The sequence below is a fragment of the Tabrizicola sp. genome (assembly GCF_034366665.1).
In the GTDB taxonomy this organism is placed as follows: domain Bacteria; phylum Pseudomonadota; class Alphaproteobacteria; order Rhodobacterales; family Rhodobacteraceae; genus Tabrizicola.
Genome location: NZ_JAXMMF010000101.1, coordinates 1 through 17,206, shown reverse-complemented (window position 1 = coordinate 17,206; position 17,206 = coordinate 1). Strand labels below are relative to the sequence as shown.

Genomic DNA, 17,206 nt, shown 5'->3' with positions numbered 1-17,206 from the left:
ACCGGGCCGTTGAAGGTTGGGGGCCGCCGCACCTGTCTCTGATGCAGATCAACATCGAAGTGGCGGAAGGGACCTAGGGTTGGAAAAGCAAAGCGCGGATCATCCGGCAGCCGGGACTCGTGATGCGCTGCAATCGGAAAAGGTCATGACGAAAGCGAACATCGGGACGGCCAACGCGGATGGGACCAGCCCCGTTGCCGCACCGTCAAAGCCAAAGGAAGCCGGAGCGCTGATGGTTCCCGCTGTGGTCGAGGTGCCGCCAAAGAAGGTGTCCCCGGCGCCAAACCCCAAGCGCCCTGTCTGGATCTGGGCCTTGGGCGGGGTGCTGGCGATTGGCCTTGGCGCGCTGGCTTTTCTGCAACCTTGGGCCACTCCGGTCACAGAAGTCGGCGTCGAGACGGTGGCCTTGGGACCGGTCAGCCGCGTGCTGGCGGTGAACGGACGCATTGCGGGCGAGCGGTCGGTCGACGTGCGGCCCCAGGTCAGCGGCAAGCTTGCCGCCGTGACAGTCGTGGAGGGGGACCCGGTCACGTCGGGTTCTGTGGTGGCGCTGATCGAACCGGCCACGCAGCAGGCCGTCGTGCGACAGGCAATGGCGGGACTGGATGCGGCACAGGTCGCCGAGGCCGACGCACAGGCGGACTATGCCCGCAACAAGGCGCTTGGGTCCAACATCGCGCGGGTGGTCCTGGAAAGCTCGGCGCGGGCGGTGCAATCCTCGGCGCAAGAGGTGGCGCGGATGACCGCCCTTCTGGATCAGGCGCAGATCCAGCTGAAGACCTACACGATCCGCGCTCCGCTTTCGGGCAGCGTGCTGGTGCTGACGGCCGAGCCTGGACAGCTGGTCGATCCCGCGACCGTGCTGATGACGATTGCCGACCTGCGGTATCTGGTGGTCGAAACGGATGTGGACGAATCCTATGCCACGCAGGTCAAGGTCGACCAGCCCGCCGCGCTGCAACTGTCGGGCGAGACCGCCGTGCGGGACGGCCATGTCAGCTTCGTGTCGCAGAAGGTCGATGAAGCCACCGGCGGGCTGAAGGTCAAGCTGACTGCGGATACTCCGCTGCAGGCCCCGATCGGCCTGACCGTGACCGCGAATATCACGGTCGATCAGCGCGCGGCGGCGATCACGGTTCCCCGCGCGGCCATCCTGCGCGATGCGGGCGGCACCGCTGTCATGGTCGTGGCCGACGGCAAGGCCCTGCGCCGCGATGTCACGCTGATCGACTGGCCCGCCGCCCGGCTGATCGTGACGGAAGGGCTGTCCCCCGGGGACCTGGTGATCGCCGATGCGACCGGCATCGTCGATGGACAGGCCGTGAAGGTGGCTCCCTGATGCTTTACGCGCTGAAGATCGCCACCCGCTACCTGACCGCCTCGAAGGCGCAAACGGCGCTGCTGGTCTTCGGCGTCGCCATCGGTGTCTTCATCTTCATCTTCATGTCGGCGCTGATCGGGGGCCTGGCCGAGTTCATCATGATGCGCACTGCCGGTGACATGGCCCACATCACCATCCAGGCCGAGGCCGTGGACCCTGCCCTGCTGAACCCCGCCGCGCCGGGCACGGTGCTGCTGGTGCAGGAACCCTCGACCCTGGCGACGGCGATCCTGAAGGACACCGCCGCCTTCATCCCGCTGATCGCGGGTCTGCCGGGGGTGAAGGGCACCTCGCAACAGATCAACGGATCGGGGTTCCTCACCCGGGGCGGGCAGGTCACGCAAGTGTCGATCAACGGGCTGGAGCCGGGGCATGAATCCGTCATCGCCAACCTTGCCAGCTACGTCACCGAGGGGACGGCGACCCTTGGGGCGGGGGGCGTCCTGCTGGGCAAGACGCTGGTTCAGGATATGGACCTGACGCTGGGCCAGACCGTGCGGCTGCAAAGCTCTGCGGGCGTTGTGGCGGTGCTGACGGTCACCGGGATCTACGAGATGGGATCGGGCGGACCGGACCGCAGGCAGGCCTATGTCAGCCTTGCCACCGCGCGGACCCTGTTCAAGCTGCCGCAGGGAGTGACGCGGGTCGAGATCAAGCTTGACGACCTTTACGCCGCCGACGCCCTTGCCCCGCAGATCAAGGCGCTGACGGGCCTCGATGCGAAATCCTGGACCGAACAGGCCGCGCAGCTGCTGGATGCACTGAAGGCGCAGGCGCAGACCGGCTACATCCTCAAGGCCTTCGCCCTTCTGACCATCATCATCGGCGTCGCCTCGGCCCTCCTCCTCTCCACCTACCGCCGCAGGCCCGAGATCGGGATCATGCGGGCGATGGGCGCGGGGCGCTGGTTCGTGATGGTGGTCTTTGTCAGTCAGGGTGCCCTTATCGGGCTGATGGGCGGCCTTTTCGGCGCGGCTGCTGGGTATGGCGTGCTGCTTGCGTTCCCGTCGCGTGACAGCTTTGGGCCGGGGCAAAGCGGGTTGCCCATCGACATCACCCAAGGGGCCTATGGGCTGGCGATCTGGCTGACGACGCTGGGGGCGATCCTCGCCTCCATCCTGCCCGCCCGCGCCGCAGCAAGGCTGGACCCGGTCACGGCCATCGGCCAATGACGGCGCTGCTGGAGGTCCGCGATCTGGTCAAGACCTTCGGATCGGGTGAGGCCGAGACGCGCGTCCTGCGTGGGCTGAACCTGGCGATGCAGACGGGGGAGTTGGCGGCCCTCCTTGGCCCGTCGGGGTCGGGGAAAAGCACGCTTTTGACCATCCTCGGCACGCTGATGCACCCCACTTCGGGCAGCCACACAATGCTGGGCGTCGACCTTACCACCGCCAGCGACCGCGCCCTGACCGAGTTTCGCAACCTGCACATCGGGTTCGTCTTCCAGTTCCACAACCTCTTGCCCGACTTCACCGCGCTGGAGAACGTGTGTTTCCCCACCGCCGTCCGCGAAGGCCGCGAGACCGCCACAGCGCGCGCCCGGGGTCAGGAGCTTCTGGTCCGCATGGGCCTGGCCGAGCGTATCCACTTTCCCACCGCCAACCTCTCGGGCGGGCAGAAGCAGCGCGTGGCGGTCGCCCGCGCCCTGATGAACAGCCCCGAGCTGGTGCTGGCCGATGAACCCACCGGCAACCTCGACCGCGCCTCGGCCCTGCAGGTCATGGACCTGATCGGAGAGATCAACCGGGATGAGGGGACGACCTTCCTGATCTCGACCCACGACGAAAAGATCGCCGCGCAGTGCCGGCGCCAGATCGTGGTCGGGGATGGTCTGGTCACGGGCTAAGCGCTGGTCGAACGCGTAGGTGACCCGCGGACCGTGCCGTGGAAGTCGGACCGCTCCCCTTTGGCGCTATGGCACAGCACCTTGCCGGTCATCGGGATGGTCATGCCGTCTTGCAGCTGATAGCCCGACATCCGACAGGCCCACGGCAGCATGACCGAAGAAGCCCAGAAGCGCTGGATGCAGCTGCCCCCGCCCGCCAATCAGGGAACCCGTCACCCGGACCGGCAGGCCCGAAGCCATCATGATCCGCGCGTCCCAGACAAAGCCGGGGCGATTGGTCGTGACATGCCGCACCGATGTGAAGGGCTTCCAGGCCCTGCCGCGCGGGACATGTTGAAGCGCCCTCGCATCGACAAGGTGGCCAGGATCGGCTGGCCATCGGTCAGCGCGAGGTCAAAGCCCGCGATTTCGGCGGCGTCGCAGGTGTGCGCCGGGCGCCTTGCGTCGTTGCGTCAGGACGGGCGACAAGGCTGCTGTTGGTCTGCGCCATCGCCAGCCCTCGAACACGGCCGACCGGCATTGGCGGTGACCATCACCAAAGCTCCACTGGCCCCTTTCACCAGATCCACGCCACGCCCCCGATCCGGGACAGCGGCTCCAAGACGACAGGGGCGCGCGCTCTGAACGACCAGGGCTCAACGCTGCGACAGCGCGCCGATCATCAGGCCCGCACCGACCGCCAGGACCAGGGCCAGATACGGGTGCAAGGCGACGGTGTTCTCGATACTGGCTTCAGCCGTCTTGCCGCGCCGCTCGACCGAGTGGACAGCGATGCCGATGTCGTCCGAGATGTCCGAAACCATCCGACGCCCGCGCCGTTCGGCCATTGCCGTCACAGAGTGCGCCAGCGTCGCCACATCGCCGCGCAGCGCGTCGAATTGTGCGGATAGCCCGGCAAAGTCGGTCGGGGCGGTGGGTCCTTGAAGCTTGCCATCTTGCAGCATCGCGTTCTCCTTGATCGGTCAGCGGAATTGCTTGGGTCCACTGGACAGCAGATGCGGGCAGGCCGCACTAACCTCGCTCAGGAGGACCCGAAGGTTGCCGGGGGCGCAGGCTAGGGTAGCGGGTCACAGTGCGGTCGGCGGTTGTGCGGACAGGACCAGCGTCGAGATCGCGGCCATCACTTCGTCGTTGTGGCCGACCCAGGCGTGGCCTCCGGTTTCAAACCCAAGGAAGCGTGCGCCCTTGATCCGTCCCGCCATGTATTCGGCGCTGGCATAGGTGCCATAGCCATCGTCCCGCGCGCTGACGATCAAGCTGGGGGCGGTGACGCGGCTCAGGTCAACCGGGGTCATCGACTTGCCCGCCGCAGTATCGGCCCTTAGCCCAGCCGCCCGGGCAGAGACCGGCAGGATCGCATCCAGCATGGCGGCGACCCGTGCCTGTTCAGCCGGATCGGCGGCAGCGACAACGGCGGGCGGGGTGGCGACGACGGTGGCGACCATCTGGTCCCGCGCGATGTGCAGACCCGTCCAGAACAGGAAATCCGACCCGATAACCCGCATCATCGTCGCCTCGACCCAAGGGGCCATCGGCTCGGCAGAGGGCGCCTGATCCGGGGGCTTGTAGCCAAGCGGAACCACAAGGATCAGGATACCCGGTCGGGGTGCCGCAGCGCCATCTGCAGGGCCGAAAGCGCCCCTGCCGATCCCCCCATGACGGCGGCTTGGTCGATGTCCAGCGCATCCATCAGGCAGACGAAGGCATCGGCCTGCGCCTCGGCCGAGCCATCCGCAGGCATCGGCGTGCGCAGGTAGCCAAAGCGCGACAGGGCAACGACGCGGATGCCTTGGGCGACAAGCGGTGCGGCAAAGGCCATGCCTTGGTCAAAGCCCACGCCGCTGCCATGCACGGCCAGCAGGACCGGCCCTTCGCCCGCCGCCTGATATTCGATCAGGCCGCAGGGGGTGTCGATCACGGTGCTGCCCCGCGCGACCCGCGCCTTTGCCGCCGCGATGGCGGTCGTGAACTGCCACCAGATCGCCGTGCCGCCAACCACCGACGTCAGCGCGACCGATGCCAACAGCATCCTGCCCCAACCCATCATGGCGCGGGCAGGCTCACGGCTGCACCGCCTCGCGCCGCAGAAGCCAGCCGCCGGGCAGCACGAAGGCCGCCAGTGTCCCGATCCCCAGCATGGTCAGACCCAGGACGAAGAACCGCCCGGCAATCGGCACCAGCCAGGCGAGGCCCGCCACAAAGGCCCCAAGACATGGCAGCGAGAACCTGCCCAGCAGTCCCTCCGGCATCCTGCGCCCGACGCCCAGCCAGAGGCCCACGCCCAGGACATAGGACACCAGCGCATAGCCCGCAAAGATCGCCAGCATGGTCAGGACCAGCATCACCGGCAAGAGGAAGACGCCGATAATGGTCAGCATCAGGACGAACCCCGATCCCGCCAGTGCCGAGGTCACCACAAACCCCGACCAGATCGCCCTGCCCGGATGCGCCAGCGCCAGCACCCGCCAGGTCTGCACCGCCTGCGGGGCAATCGCGATGACCATCGCCGCGATCAGGCCCGAGATCAGCACCCCCATCAGAAAGCCGGTGACGACCCGCCAGACCGGCACCTGCATAGGCATCTCTTTCGACCACTCGCTTTCACTGTCTTGCTTGCGCTGCTCGATCCTGACGCGGGCCGCAGGGGCGACGGTTTCGGGCACTTTGATGCTGGCAGGGTCCTCGGCATAGATCGTCAGCGCGCCCGCAACCTTTGCCTCTGGCCCAAAGATGATGTCATCGGCCACCAGCACCGCATCCCCTGCAATGACGCCCTGCAAGGTAATGTCCGCGCCCGTGATCAAGGCATAGCCGCCAACCGCAGCGACGGTGACCTCGGACCCCGCCGCGCGCAGGTTTCCGGTGACGGGTACAAGCGATAGTTCGTACCCCGAGACCGAGGCATCGCTACTGACGGGGGCTGTCACTGTCACGCTGTATCCCACCGCGAACAGATCGCCCGCCACCGGAGCCGCAACCGAAACCCGTCGCCCCGCCAGATGGGCCGACCCACCGACGGGCGCGGTCACGGACACCACGTTCCCCGCCATGAAAAGGTCAATCACCGAGGGACCGTTGAAGCTGACCGCGGCTCCAGCCTCATAGCGGTCCTGCGCGATGGTCAGGCTGGTGGTCTCGGCATGGGCGGGCAGGGCCAGAAGCCCGCAGGAAAGGGTCAGGGCGCGCAGCATTGGGGGTCATCCTTGGATGAAAGGGCCGCTACTCGCTGGCCACGCCGTCGAAAACCTCACGCGAAGCCTCGGCGTCGGCCTTGGTCACTTCGACCAGCTTGTCGACGTGGTTCGGCGGGCCGTAGATCGTATAGAGCCGCAAGCGCTTGTCGCCGGTGTTGAGGACGTTGTGCTTTGCCCCGGCTGGAACGATCAGCGCATCGCCGCCCTTGATCTTGTGGCGAACCCCGTCGATCACGACCTCGCCCTGGCCCTTTTCGATGCGGAAGAACTGGTCATGCGTGGCGTGGGTCTCCATCCCGATGTCCTGCCCGGGCGTCAGCGACATCAGGACAAGCTGCAGGTTGTGACCGGCGTAAAGCACCTTGCGGAAATCGGTGTTCTCTTCGGTCAGCGTTTCGATGTCGGCGAGATAACCCTGCATGATGGCGTCCTCTTGTGGCGGCAAATGCGCGGATGGCGCAGCGTCCGCGTTGACACTGCTGCCTTCAAGGACGCGCCGCGCTGCCCCAGATCAGTGGGTGACGCGATTTCCGGAGGTGATCGCCAGGGCCGCCTTGTTGCGGTGCACCGCCCAACGCCAGATCGGCTTCAGCACTTCCAGCGCAAGAAGGACCGCCAGGCCCGCCAGCGGTGGCACCACCAGGTGCGCCGGGTCGAGGGCCGCAAAGCCGAAAAGGTCGCGCGCAGTGGGCCAGAAGAGCGTGACGGCCAGCAAAGCCCCCACGATGGGCAGCACCACCGCCAGCGCGCGGTTGGGGCGGGTGATGGCCCTCAGGATCGACGACGAGCGCGACCGGTCCACCAGGATCAGCGCCACGATGGCGAAGATGAGGGCGGCAAAGGTCATCCCGCGGACCTGGTCGGTCGTCAGGCCATAGCCCGGGGCCAAGGCAAAGATCGTCGCGGTCACCGCCAGGACCAGCGCGCCTTGCACAAGGCTCCACAGGATCGTCGGGACCGAGAACAAAGGCTCGGCTGGCGGGCGCGGTTTGCGGGTCATCACGTCGTCCTCTTCCGTCTCGGCCTCGAAGACGAGGGAACAGACCGGGTCGATCACCATCTCAAGGAAAGCGATATGCATCGGGCCAAAAAGGATCGGCATCCCGAAGAGAAGCGGCATCAACGCCAGCCCCGCAATGGGGACGTGGACGGCAAGAATGAAGCTCATCGCCTTGCGCAGGTTGTCGTAGATCCGGCGGCCAAGTCGGACAGTGGTGACGATGGACCCGAAATCGTCGTCCAGCAGCACGATGGAAGCGGCTTCCCGCGCGACATCCGTCCCCCTCCCGCCCATCGCGATGCCGATGTGTGCGGCCTTGAGCGAGGGCGCGTCGTTCACCCCGTCGCCGGTCATCGCCACCACGGCCCCGGCGGTCTTCAAGGCGGAGACGATGCGCAGTTTCTGTTCCGGCATGATGCGGGCGAAGATGGTCACGTCCCTGACGGCGTCTGCGAGGTCTGCATCCGACAGGGCGGAAAGCTCCGGCCCGGTGATGACGCGGTCCCCCTGCAACCCCGCCTCGGCGGCAATGGCCTGCGCCGTGGTGGGATAGTCCCCCGTAATCATGATGACCCGGATGCCCGCACTGCGGCATTGGGCGACGGCATCAGGGACCGAGGCGCGCAGGGGGTCGGCCAGGCCCACCAGACCCAGGAACCGAAAGCGGAAATCGCGGGGGTCCTTGGTCAAGGTGCCCTGCTGCGAAGCCTCCGCCACGCCCAGAACGCGCAGGCCCGCGCCTGCCATCTGATTGACCTCGGCCGTCATCCGGGCACGCGCCGCCGTGTCCAGGCGGCACAGCACCGCCATCGCCTCGGGCGCGCCCTTTGCCGCTATCTGCCAGCCCGTGTCAGCCTTCCAGGCTTGCGACATCGCCAGAAGCTCGGGTGAGATCGGATAGCTGCGCACCAGCTGCCGCCCCGCGCCGGGCGGGGTTTCCCCGTCGCGCAACTCGGCCTTGGCGAGCACATGAAACGCCTTCTCCATCGGGTCGAAGGGTTCGGGGGCCGAGGCCATGACCCCCGCCGCCGCCAGTTCGCGAAACGCCTCGGGCAGGGCCGCACCCGCCTTGGCGACCGTCCCATCCGGCAGACGCAGTTCGGCAATCGTCATGCGGTTTTCGGTCAGCGTGCCGGTCTTGTCGGTGCAAAGCACGCTTGCCGCGCCCAGCGTCTCGATGGCCGAAGCCCGCCGTGTCAGCACTCGCACCTTGGAAATCCGCCAGGCCCCCATCGCCATGAAGACGGCCAGAACCATCGGAAACTCCTCGGGCAGCATCGACATGCCGACCGCGATCCCGGCCAGCACCCCGTCCAGCCAGCCGCCCCTGAGCAGACCGTAAAGCACCACCACCGCGACGCTGACCGCCGCCCCCACAGCGGCAAAGACGATGACCAGCTTGCGCATCTGGCGCTGCAGGTGGGGCGTCTCGGTCTCCAACTGACCCAATGAAGTGCCGATCCTGCCGATCTCGCTGGCCTTTCCGGTCGCGGTCACGCAGGCCACCCCGGTGCCCCGCACGATCAGGCTGCCGGAGTAGACCATCGGTTGATCCTCGCCCCCAGGACGCCTTTCTGTGGCCGCTCCAGCCACCTTGCGCACCGGCACCGCCTCGCCGGTCAGCAGGGATTCGTCCGCCGACAGGTGGTGCGCTTCGACCAAGGCCGCATCGGCGGGCACCCGGTCGCCCTCGGCCAGCACGATCACATCGCCCCGCACCACCTCGCGGCCCGCGATGCGCTGGCGCTGGCCGTCGCGGATGACCAGTGCCCGGGGACTGGTCAGGTCGCGCAGGGCTTCCAGAACCCGCTCGGTCCGCGCCTCTTGGACAACGGTGATCCCGACGGACAGGCAGGCGAAGGCAAGAAGGATCAGCGCCTCTTCCCGGCTGCCCAGCAGAAGGTAGACCACGCCCCCGGCCAGAAGCAGCGCCAGCATCGGCTCGCGCAGGACATCCAGGATGATCCGCAGGGGTGACCGCCGCTTGGCCTTTGGCAGCTCATTCGGCCCCTCGGCGGCAAGCCGGGCGGTGGCTTCGGCCTGGGTCAGGCCGACGGGAGCGGGTGCAGCTTGTGTCATGGGCGCTTTCGGAAATCAGGCGCGGTGCGGCCCGATGCCATGTTCGCACGGCCCATGCGCATCTTGCGTTGACCTGCATCAGTGGCCCGGGACCTCCGGCGGGAAACCCCGCCACACGACCAGCCGCTGACCCGAGGCTCATTGGCTAACCTGCATCAACGCCAGCCCACCCGGCCCGGCCTAATGTCACGCCATGAAGCCTGACCAATGGACCGCGCCCATGCCGCCCGTCGAAAAGCCCGGCTTCCGCTTCCCGTCCGCCTTCACCATCCTCTTCGGCCTGATCATCATCCCGGCCGGGCAATACGCCCGCGTCCGGTCCGAAGCTTTGGGCAAGGACGTCCCCGTCGCAGGCAGCCACGCCCCGACCGATGCCAACCCGCGGGGCATTTTCGACGTCCTCCTGGCCCCCATCGCCGGGTTCTACGATCCCGTCGCCTATACCGCCAATGCCATCGACGTGTCGCTCTTTGTCCTCATCATCGGCGACTTCATCGGGGTGGTCACCGCGACGGGGGCCATTGACGCAGGGATCAAGCGGGCGATGGTCCGCCTGAAGGGCCGCGAGGTCTGGATGATCCCGTTCCTGATGGCGCTTTTCGCCCTTGGCGGCACGACCTACGGCATGGCCGAAGAGACGCTGGCCTTCTAACTGATCCTGACGCCGGTGATGATCGCCGCAGGCTATGACGCACTTGGCCGTCGCCGTCATCCTGCTGGGCGCGGGGATCGGGGTGCTTCGCTCTACCATCAACGCCTTTTCCACCGTCATCGCCTCGGACGCCGCCGGGGTGACCTTTGGCCAAGGGCTGTGGCTGCGGATTGCAATCCTTGTGGTCACTTGGGCGGTCACGGTCGCCTTCGTCATGCGCTATGCCGCACGGGTGAAGGCCGATCCCTCCAAATCGCTGGTCTTCGACCGCAAGGCGACGAACGAGGCGCATTTCCTGAAGGACACCACCGCCGATGTGGCCTTCACCAGGCTGCAACAACTGGTGCTGGTCCTCTTCGCCCTGACCTTCGCGGTGATGATCTGGGGCGTCTCCTCGGGCGAATGGTGGATGGCCGAGATGAGCGCCCTCTTCCTTGCCGCCGCCATCGTGATCGGCGTGATGGCCCGGCTGGGTGAGGGCAGGCTGGTCGAGGCCGGGGTCTGCGTGATCTGCGCGGGCGGTGGCGGCATCCCCGTGGTGCGGGGCGTGGATGGCAAGATGGAGGGGGTCGAAGCGGTGATCGACAAGGACCGCACGGCAGCCCTGCTGGCGATGGCGCTGGGGGCTGATGTCCTTTTGATGCTGACGGATGTCGAGGCGGTGTTCCGCGACTGGGGCACGCCCACGCAGTCGCCTATCGGGCGCATCGCCCCGGACGCGCTGGATGCGATGGACTTTGCCCTCGGATCGATGGCACCGAAGATCACCTCGGCCTGTGACTTTGTTCGCGCCGGTGGAAGGCTTGCCGGGATCGGCCGCCTTCAGGACCCGCGCGCCATCGTCGAAGGGCGGGCAGGAACGCAGATCCGGGTGGAGACGTCGGTTTCTGAAAGGCGCCTCCCACCCCGAGAGGCTGCGAAGATATCGACCGGACGCAAACCTGGATCAGTGCAGGGGCACCTCTGACAGCCAGAATGACCCACGACTTGCTGGCTGACGAGTTCCCCAAGGCTCTGGCAAGTGACGGACCGCTTCACCCGATGCTCCTGCCCCCTGTCACGGGCATCGGGTGGGCGGAACCGAAAAGGGCGCGCGCCCGGGCGGGGCGGCTACCCATCACCCAGGCTTTGCCGCCACGATCCCGGGCTGACCGCCGCCAAATCACGTCATCAACGGACCTTCATGATCAAGGTAGTGCCGGTCGAATTCGGAAAACGCCACCAGGCCATCGAAATCGATGAAGACGACCTTGCCGTTCTGAAAGCTGACCAGCCCGTCCTCGCGCAGTTCGCGCAGCACGCGGTTCACGTGAACGGCGCTAAGGCCAAGGGCATCAGCCAGAAGATATTGCGTCAGGGGACAGTTGTAGCCTTCGCTGGACGCAAGCCCGACAAGCTTAAGCCGCGCGCCCAGTTCCAGAAGGAAATGCCCCATCCGCTGCCTGGCATCCCGCCGCCCGATGTCGACGAGATGCTCCACCACCATCGCCTCATCGCAGGACGCGGCCCACAGGACCGCAGCCGCCAGCCGAGGGGCGGTGTTGAACGCATCCAGCAAATCGTGGGCCTGAACCTCCGAGGCCTGCACCCGGGTGATCGGCTCGACATTGTGGTCCGCCGTCCGAAACAGGACCAAGCGGAGGCCCAGGAAATCGCCCGGGATCTGGAAATCGACGATCTGCCGCGTGCCCCCCGGCAAAAGCTTGGAGGAACAGACCCAGCCGGACGCGAGGATACAGGCTGACCGTTCGACCTGCCCTTCGTAGATCATGTCCCGCCGCGCCGGAAACGTCCTGCGCCGACTGTGCAACTGATCAAGCAATCCCAGTTCCTCGGGGGAAAGGGCGACAAAAGCCCCCAGCTTTCGCGCAAACGGGCTGTGCTGGGGTGTCATGGACGCCAATCCCTTCGTGACGCATGACCTGCGTCATGAGGCAGAAGTTCTCCCCTTCACGCTTTAGATCAGCCGACCACAGCTTTCGCTGATCCAGGTCAGTCTCTCTTGCCACAGGTCTGCGACAATACCGCCGAGATTGAAGACGCAGGCATCTGGACTACGCACCCCGGGGCCTCAACCGGAGACCCGCGAATGAAGAACGTCCCTGATGTGGCCGGAACTGCTGCTCTGGCAATTTGCGAGTCCCTGCTGCTTGCGTTGAACGACCGGAACATCCTGCCGGAGAGAGAGATCGTCGGCATCCTGCGTGATGCGGCTGCCGCGCATGCCAACGACCCGGGTGAGGATGGCATGACCGATTTGCACAAGGCGGTTGCGGCCCTGATCAACGGCATCCTCGCGGGCGGGAACTCGGTCCGCAGGCGCTAGGCGCCTGCCGCGCAGCTGAAACAGGATGGCACGCGATCCGCTGGGGCCCGCGGGTGGGATCAAGCCCCCGGCAGCGTGGGGCCCGGCAGGCTGACGCCCCCGCTCATGCTTTCAGGGTCAGGCCCGTCAATCAGCACATCCGGCGGCGCGGCAGCCTTCAGCCTGGTCCGGTCGGTGATCGTCACCGTCTGCCCTTTGACCGACACTCCGTCCGGTTCCAGTGCCTTCAAGGCGCGCGACAGATTTTCCGGCGTCATCCCCAGATACGAGGCGACAAGCCGCTTCTCCACCTGCAGGACGAACCGGTCCACGCCTCCGGCCAGTTGCGACTGCTTCAGCAGATAGCTGGCAATCCGCTCGCGCGAGGTGCGCAGCTTCAGGTTCTTGGCGTGGCGCGTCATCGACCGGAAGGCCCCTGCCAGTTCCCCCACGATCGAGACGGCAAACTCGGGGTCGCTGCGAAAGATCGCCCGCAGGTCCGAGGCGGGGACGAGGAGAAGCCGCGAAGGTTCCAGCGTGCGGGCCGACATGAGGTAAGGCAGGTCGCGCACGCAGGCGGCCAGGATGAAGGTCCCGACCGGCTGGATCAACGCCATTGTCGTCGTCCGGCCCTGCCAGTCGGCGTAAAGCTCGACGCTGCCTTCGACGACGACATGCAGGAAATCGGCGCTGTCGCCCTGCCGGATCAGAACCAGCCCGGAGGGGAACCGTTGCGCATAGGCGGACTGCATCAGCGCGTCAAAGCTGGACTGCAACATATTGCGGAACACGGGCAGCTGCCGGATGTCCGCAAGGTCTTGAACGCGCATGGCTGGTCCTGTCTGGCTTGATGCAATTCAAGGCCAGGTCCGACGGATGTCAATCCTGCGCCGAACGGATTTCGGCTGGCGCAAAGCCGCAGGATCTGCCCCTTCGACGCAGCCGACCCCATCGCGGATCTGACCTTCATTTGATCTCTATCAAGGAATCACCGGCCACTTTCGGTCAGACAGGTCCTATGCAAAAGCTCGCCCAAACCCTTGGTTGCCTTGTGCTGGCCCTTGTGCTGGCCCTTGCCCTGGTCTTGACCGGACCGGGTGGAGCGGGGCCGGTCAAAGGCGCGATGCTGGTCGAACTTTGCGCGGATGGCGCCACCAGCCTGGTGTGGATCGACGCCGATGGCGCCCCGGTCGTGCCGGGAAAATCTCATGCCAAATGTCTGGATTGCCTTGTCTTTTCGCCACCCCTGCCTGAAATCGCCGATGGGCGGCTGACCCTTGCCTCCTTGCGCGGGACGGCCAGCCTGTCCCTGCCCGCACCGCCGGCCTGCCAGCCCGTCGCACATCTTCGCCCAGCCCCCAGAGGCCCACCTGCCGCAGACGCCCGTGCCATGCGCCAGGGGGACCCGCGCCCTGCTTTCCGGTCCCTGCACCCGTCGGCCCTTCGTCAGATTGATTTTCATCAATCCAACGATACGGCCTGGGTGACCGACCCTCGGGCGACCTTCGAAAGTGCCCGAACATGACCTTTCCCCGCCTTCTTTCCTTTGTCCTGCCGCTGGTTCTGGCCGCCCTGCCCCTTTGGGCCGAGCCGGTCCTGCCGCAGTTCCTGGACAAGATCCCCGCCAGCGAACTTGTCGCCGGGGCCGAGGCATACGGCCCGATGCAGGTCGACCCGCCGGTCGCTCCTGTCCTCAAGGGCGGCGAGACGATTGGCTGGGCCTTCATCACCAGCGATTTCGTGTCCACCACCGGATATTCCGGCAAGCCGATCCACACGCTTGTCGCGGTGGACCTGGACGCCCACGTGACCGGGGTCAAGCTGGTCAAGCATTCCGAACCCATCGTCCTGATCGGCATCCCGCAAGCCAAGATGGATGCCTTGGCTGCAGGTTACATCGGCCTCGACCTCGTGGCCGAGGCGCAGTCGGGCGGCAGTTCGCATGACGTGGACATCATCTCGGGTGCCACTGTCACGGTGATGGTGATCGACGACAGCATCGTGCGCGCGGGGCTGAAGGTGGCGCGTGCGCTGGGTCTGGGCGGGCTTGCGGTGGATGCGGCACCCACGGGGCCGGTGTTCGAGTTGAACCCCGATGCGCCCGCGGCAACCGACTGGATGACGCTGGAAGGCGACGGCACCTTGCGGCGACTGTCGCTGGACGTGGGCCAGGTGAACGCGGCCTTTGCGGCGCTGGGGGACGAACGGGCCATCGCCCGCGCCCTGACCGAAGCGCCCGAGACGACGTTCATCGAGATGCAGGCGGCGCTGGTCTCGCACCCAGCGATTGCCAAGGCGATCCTGGGCGAAGGCGAGGCGGCGAACCTGGCGGGGTGGCTCGCTCCGGGCGACCAAGCGCTGCTGATCGTGGGCCGCGGCATCTACAGCTTCAAGGGTTCGGGCTATGTGCGGGGCGGCATCTTCGACCGGATCGTGCTGATCCAGGACGATGTGTCGGTCCGCTTCCGCGACAAGATGCACAAGCGGCTTGGCGCGGTCGTGGCCGAAGGCGCGCCCGAGTTCACCGAGACCGATCTGTTCAAGATCCCCGCCGATGTGGGCTTTGACCCGACCAAACCCTTCCGCATCCAGCTTCTGGTCCACCGCGAGGTCGGGCCGATCGAGAAGGTCTTCACCACTTTCGACCTGGGCTACCAGCTGCCGCCGCAGTACCTTCGCCCCGTTGCCGTCGCCGCCCCGCAGGACACCGCCCCGGCCGAGGCCGTCGCCGCGCAAGAAGAAACCGAAGCGCACCAGGCGCTGTGGAAGCGGATCTGGGCCGACAAGCAGCTGGAAATCGCGATAACCGCCGCGATGCTGGCCGTGCTGACGCTGGTCTTCTTCTTCCAGGGCTTCGCCACCCGGAACGAGCGCCGATTCTACTGGTTCCGCATGGGCTTTCTGACCGTGACGCTGGTCTTCCTGGGCTGGTACGCCAATGCGCAGCTTTCGGTCGTCAACCTGATGGCGCTGTTCGGCGCGCTGACCTCGGGCTTCTCCTGGCAGGCGTTCCTGCTGGACCCCTTGACCTTCATCCTGTGGTTCAGCGTCGCTGCCGCGCTGATCTTCTGGGGCCGGGGGGCCTATTGCGGCTGGCTTTGCCCCTTTGGCGCGCTGCAGGAACTGACCAACCAGATCGCCCGCAAGCTTGGCATCCCGCAGTGGACCCTGCCCTGGGGCCTGCACGAACGCCTGTGGCCGATCAAGTACATGATCTTCCTTGGTCTTTTCGGCGCAAGTCTGGTCAGCATCGAACAGGCCGAGCATCTGGCCGAGGTCGAGCCGTTCAAGACTGCCATCATCCTGAAATTCGTCCGCGCCTGGCCCTTCGTCGCCTACGCCGTGGCGCTTCTGGTCGCGGGGCTGTTCGTCGAGCGGTTCTACTGCCGCTACCTCTGCCCCCTCGGTGCCGGCCTCGCCATCCCGGCGCGGATGCGGATGTTCGACTGGCTCAAGCGCTACCGCGAATGCGGCAACCCCTGCCAGACCTGCGCCAATGAATGCCCGGTGCAGTCGATCCACCCGACGGGCGAGATCAACCCGAACGAATGCATCAACTGCCTGCATTGCCAGGTGCTGTACCAGTCCACCACGAAATGCCCCGTGGTGATCAAAAAGGTGAAGCGGCGCGAAGCTTTCGCCGCCTCGCCGGTCCGCGACCTGACGGGCCACCCGAACCACCAACACCCCCAACCAGCTGAATGAAAGGGACAGATCATGTCTGAACGACCCACCTCGGGGATCTCACGCCGCGGCCTTCTGGGTGCCACGGCAGGCGGCGCGGCGCTTGCGGGCGCCATCGGCGGGGGCCGCCTGGCCCTAGGCACCAGCGCGGGTGTCGGCGCACTGGCGCTGGGCAGCACCGCAGCCCTGGCCGCCGGCGAAGGCTACAACGTCCCGCCCGGCCAGCTGGACACGCATTATGGCTTCTGGTCCTCGGGCCAGTCGGGCGAGATGCGGATTCTTGGCATCCCGTCCATGCGCGAGCTGATGCGGGTTCCGGTCTTCAACCGCTGCTCGGCCACCGGTTGGGGCGAGACGAATGAATCGCTGCGCATCCACCAGCGCACGATGAGCGACAAGACGAAGAAGTTCCTGGCGGCCAACGGCAAGAAAATCCACGACAACGGCGATCTCCACCACGTCCACATGTCGTTCACCGACGGCAAGTACGACGGCAAGTACCTGTTCATGAACGACAAGGCGAACACCCGCGTCGCCCGGGTCCGCGCCGACGTGATGAAGTGCGACGCCATCCTGGAAATCCCGAACGCCAAGGCGATCCACGGGATGCGGCCGCAGAAGGCCCCGAACACCAAATACGTCTTCTGCAACGGCGAGGATGAGGCCCCGCTGGTCAACGACGGCACCACGATGCAGGACGTGGGCACGTATGTGAACATCTTCACCGCCGTCGATGCCGAAGCGATGCTGCCCGCCTGGCAGGTCATCGTCTCGGGCAACCTCGACAACTGCGACGCGGATTATGAGGGGAAGTGGGCATTTTCCACCTCGTACAACTCGGAAATGGGGATGACCCTGTCCGACATGACCGCGGCCGAGATGGACCACGTGGTGATCTTCAACATCGCCGCCATCGAGGCCGCCGTCGCGGCGGGTGAGGGGCAAGAGCTGAACGGCGTCCGCATCCTTGACGGCCGCAAGGACGCGAAAAGCCAGTTCACGCGTTATGTGCCGATCGCCAACAACCCGCACGGCTGCAACATGGCGCCGGACAAGAAGCACCTC

The 17,206-nt window shown here is 66.3% G+C and carries 16 protein-coding genes and 2 pseudogenes; 9 read left to right on the top strand and 9 right to left on the bottom strand.

The window, feature by feature from the left end:
- Positions 1 to 145 precede the first annotated feature (145 nt).
- Genes U1E69_RS13815 through U1E69_RS13805 form a run of 3 tightly spaced genes read left to right on the top strand, consistent with a single transcriptional unit; the run spans position 146 to position 3,227 of the window.
- Positions 146 to 1,339, top strand: a complete 1,194-nt coding sequence (locus tag U1E69_RS13815; RefSeq protein ID WP_322244954.1) for an efflux RND transporter periplasmic adaptor subunit — start codon at positions 146 to 148, stop codon at positions 1,337 to 1,339.
- On the top strand, positions 1,339 to 2,553 hold the full coding sequence (locus U1E69_RS13810) for an ABC transporter permease (RefSeq protein ID WP_322244953.1): 1,215 nt from the start codon (positions 1,339 to 1,341) through the stop codon (positions 2,551 to 2,553). Before U1E69_RS13815 ends, U1E69_RS13810 begins: the two co-directional genes overlap by 1 nt.
- A complete protein-coding gene (locus tag U1E69_RS13805; RefSeq protein WP_322244952.1) occupies positions 2,550 to 3,227 on the top strand; it encodes an ABC transporter ATP-binding protein in 678 nt (225 codons plus the stop codon). The genes U1E69_RS13810 and U1E69_RS13805 overlap by 4 nt, the downstream gene beginning before the upstream one ends.
- Before the next feature lie 66 nt (positions 3,228 to 3,293).
- On the opposite strand, the pseudogene U1E69_RS13800 reads toward U1E69_RS13805, so the two are convergent.
- The 7 genes and pseudogenes from U1E69_RS13800 to U1E69_RS13770 form a co-directional block, all read right to left on the bottom strand.
- Positions 3,294 to 3,542, bottom strand: a pseudogene (locus tag U1E69_RS13800) (DUF6920 family protein); the annotation flags it as partial.
- Between the two features lie 320 nt (positions 3,543 to 3,862).
- A complete protein-coding gene (locus U1E69_RS13795) occupies positions 3,863 to 4,171 on the bottom strand; it encodes a hypothetical protein (protein ID WP_322244951.1) in 309 nt (102 codons plus the stop codon).
- A 123-nt stretch (positions 4,172 to 4,294) separates the two neighbouring features.
- Positions 4,295 to 4,759 (bottom strand): alpha/beta hydrolase, encoded by a 465-nt coding sequence (locus tag U1E69_RS13790; RefSeq protein WP_322244950.1) that lies wholly within the window; start codon positions 4,757 to 4,759, stop codon positions 4,295 to 4,297.
- 56 nt (positions 4,760 to 4,815) lie between these two features.
- Positions 4,816 to 5,256, bottom strand: a complete 441-nt coding sequence (locus tag U1E69_RS13785) for an alpha/beta fold hydrolase (protein ID WP_322244949.1) — start codon at positions 5,254 to 5,256, stop codon at positions 4,816 to 4,818.
- Positions 5,257 to 5,287: 31 nt separating this feature from the next.
- Positions 5,288 to 6,418: a hypothetical protein gene (locus tag U1E69_RS13780; RefSeq protein WP_322244948.1), complete on the bottom strand. Its 1,131-nt coding sequence runs from the start codon at positions 6,416 to 6,418 to the stop codon at positions 5,288 to 5,290.
- Positions 6,419 to 6,446: 28 nt separating this feature from the next.
- Positions 6,447 to 6,842 (bottom strand): cupin domain-containing protein, encoded by a 396-nt coding sequence (locus U1E69_RS13775; protein ID WP_322244947.1) that lies wholly within the window; start codon positions 6,840 to 6,842, stop codon positions 6,447 to 6,449.
- Positions 6,843 to 6,932: 90 nt separating this feature from the next.
- Positions 6,933 to 9,500 carry a cation-translocating P-type ATPase gene (locus U1E69_RS13770; protein WP_322244946.1) on the bottom strand — a complete coding sequence of 856 codons (2,568 nt, stop codon included), beginning with the start codon at positions 9,498 to 9,500 and terminating at the stop codon, positions 6,933 to 6,935.
- Between the two features lie 220 nt (positions 9,501 to 9,720).
- Here U1E69_RS13770 and U1E69_RS13765 point away from each other — a divergent pair, with 220 nt between their 5' ends.
- Entirely contained in the window at positions 9,721 to 10,152 is a 432-nt protein-coding gene (locus U1E69_RS13765) for a hypothetical protein (RefSeq protein WP_322244945.1), read from the top strand.
- Positions 10,153 to 10,186: 34 nt separating this feature from the next.
- Positions 10,187 to 11,119: a hypothetical protein gene (locus U1E69_RS13760; protein ID WP_322244944.1), complete on the top strand. Its 933-nt coding sequence runs from the start codon at positions 10,187 to 10,189 to the stop codon at positions 11,117 to 11,119.
- A 195-nt stretch (positions 11,120 to 11,314) separates the two neighbouring features.
- Here the strand turns inward: U1E69_RS13760 and U1E69_RS13755 are convergent, their stop codons facing one another.
- Positions 11,315 to 12,046, bottom strand: a complete 732-nt coding sequence (locus U1E69_RS13755; RefSeq protein ID WP_322244943.1) for a Crp/Fnr family transcriptional regulator — start codon at positions 12,044 to 12,046, stop codon at positions 11,315 to 11,317.
- 195 nt (positions 12,047 to 12,241) lie between these two features.
- Between U1E69_RS13755 and U1E69_RS13750 the strand changes: the two genes are divergently transcribed.
- A complete protein-coding gene (locus tag U1E69_RS13750) occupies positions 12,242 to 12,478 on the top strand; it encodes a hypothetical protein (protein ID WP_322244942.1) in 237 nt (78 codons plus the stop codon).
- A gap of 59 nt (positions 12,479 to 12,537) precedes the next feature.
- Here U1E69_RS13750 and U1E69_RS13745 read toward each other — a convergent pair whose 3' ends face one another.
- On the bottom strand, positions 12,538 to 13,287 hold the full coding sequence (locus tag U1E69_RS13745) for a cyclic nucleotide-binding domain-containing protein (RefSeq protein WP_322244941.1): 750 nt from the start codon (positions 13,285 to 13,287) through the stop codon (positions 12,538 to 12,540).
- 188 nt (positions 13,288 to 13,475) lie between these two features.
- Here U1E69_RS13745 and U1E69_RS13740 point away from each other — a divergent pair, with 188 nt between their 5' ends.
- The 3 genes and pseudogenes from U1E69_RS13740 to U1E69_RS13730 all read left to right on the top strand — a co-directional run.
- Positions 13,476 to 13,982 (top strand): hypothetical protein, encoded by a 507-nt coding sequence (locus U1E69_RS13740; RefSeq protein WP_322244940.1) that lies wholly within the window; start codon positions 13,476 to 13,478, stop codon positions 13,980 to 13,982.
- Entirely contained in the window at positions 13,979 to 16,162 is a 2,184-nt protein-coding gene (locus U1E69_RS13735; RefSeq protein ID WP_322244939.1) for a 4Fe-4S binding protein, read from the top strand. Before U1E69_RS13740 ends, U1E69_RS13735 begins: the two co-directional genes overlap by 4 nt.
- Before the next feature lie 12 nt (positions 16,163 to 16,174).
- Positions 16,175 to 17,206, top strand: a pseudogene (locus U1E69_RS13730) (TAT-dependent nitrous-oxide reductase); the annotation flags it as partial.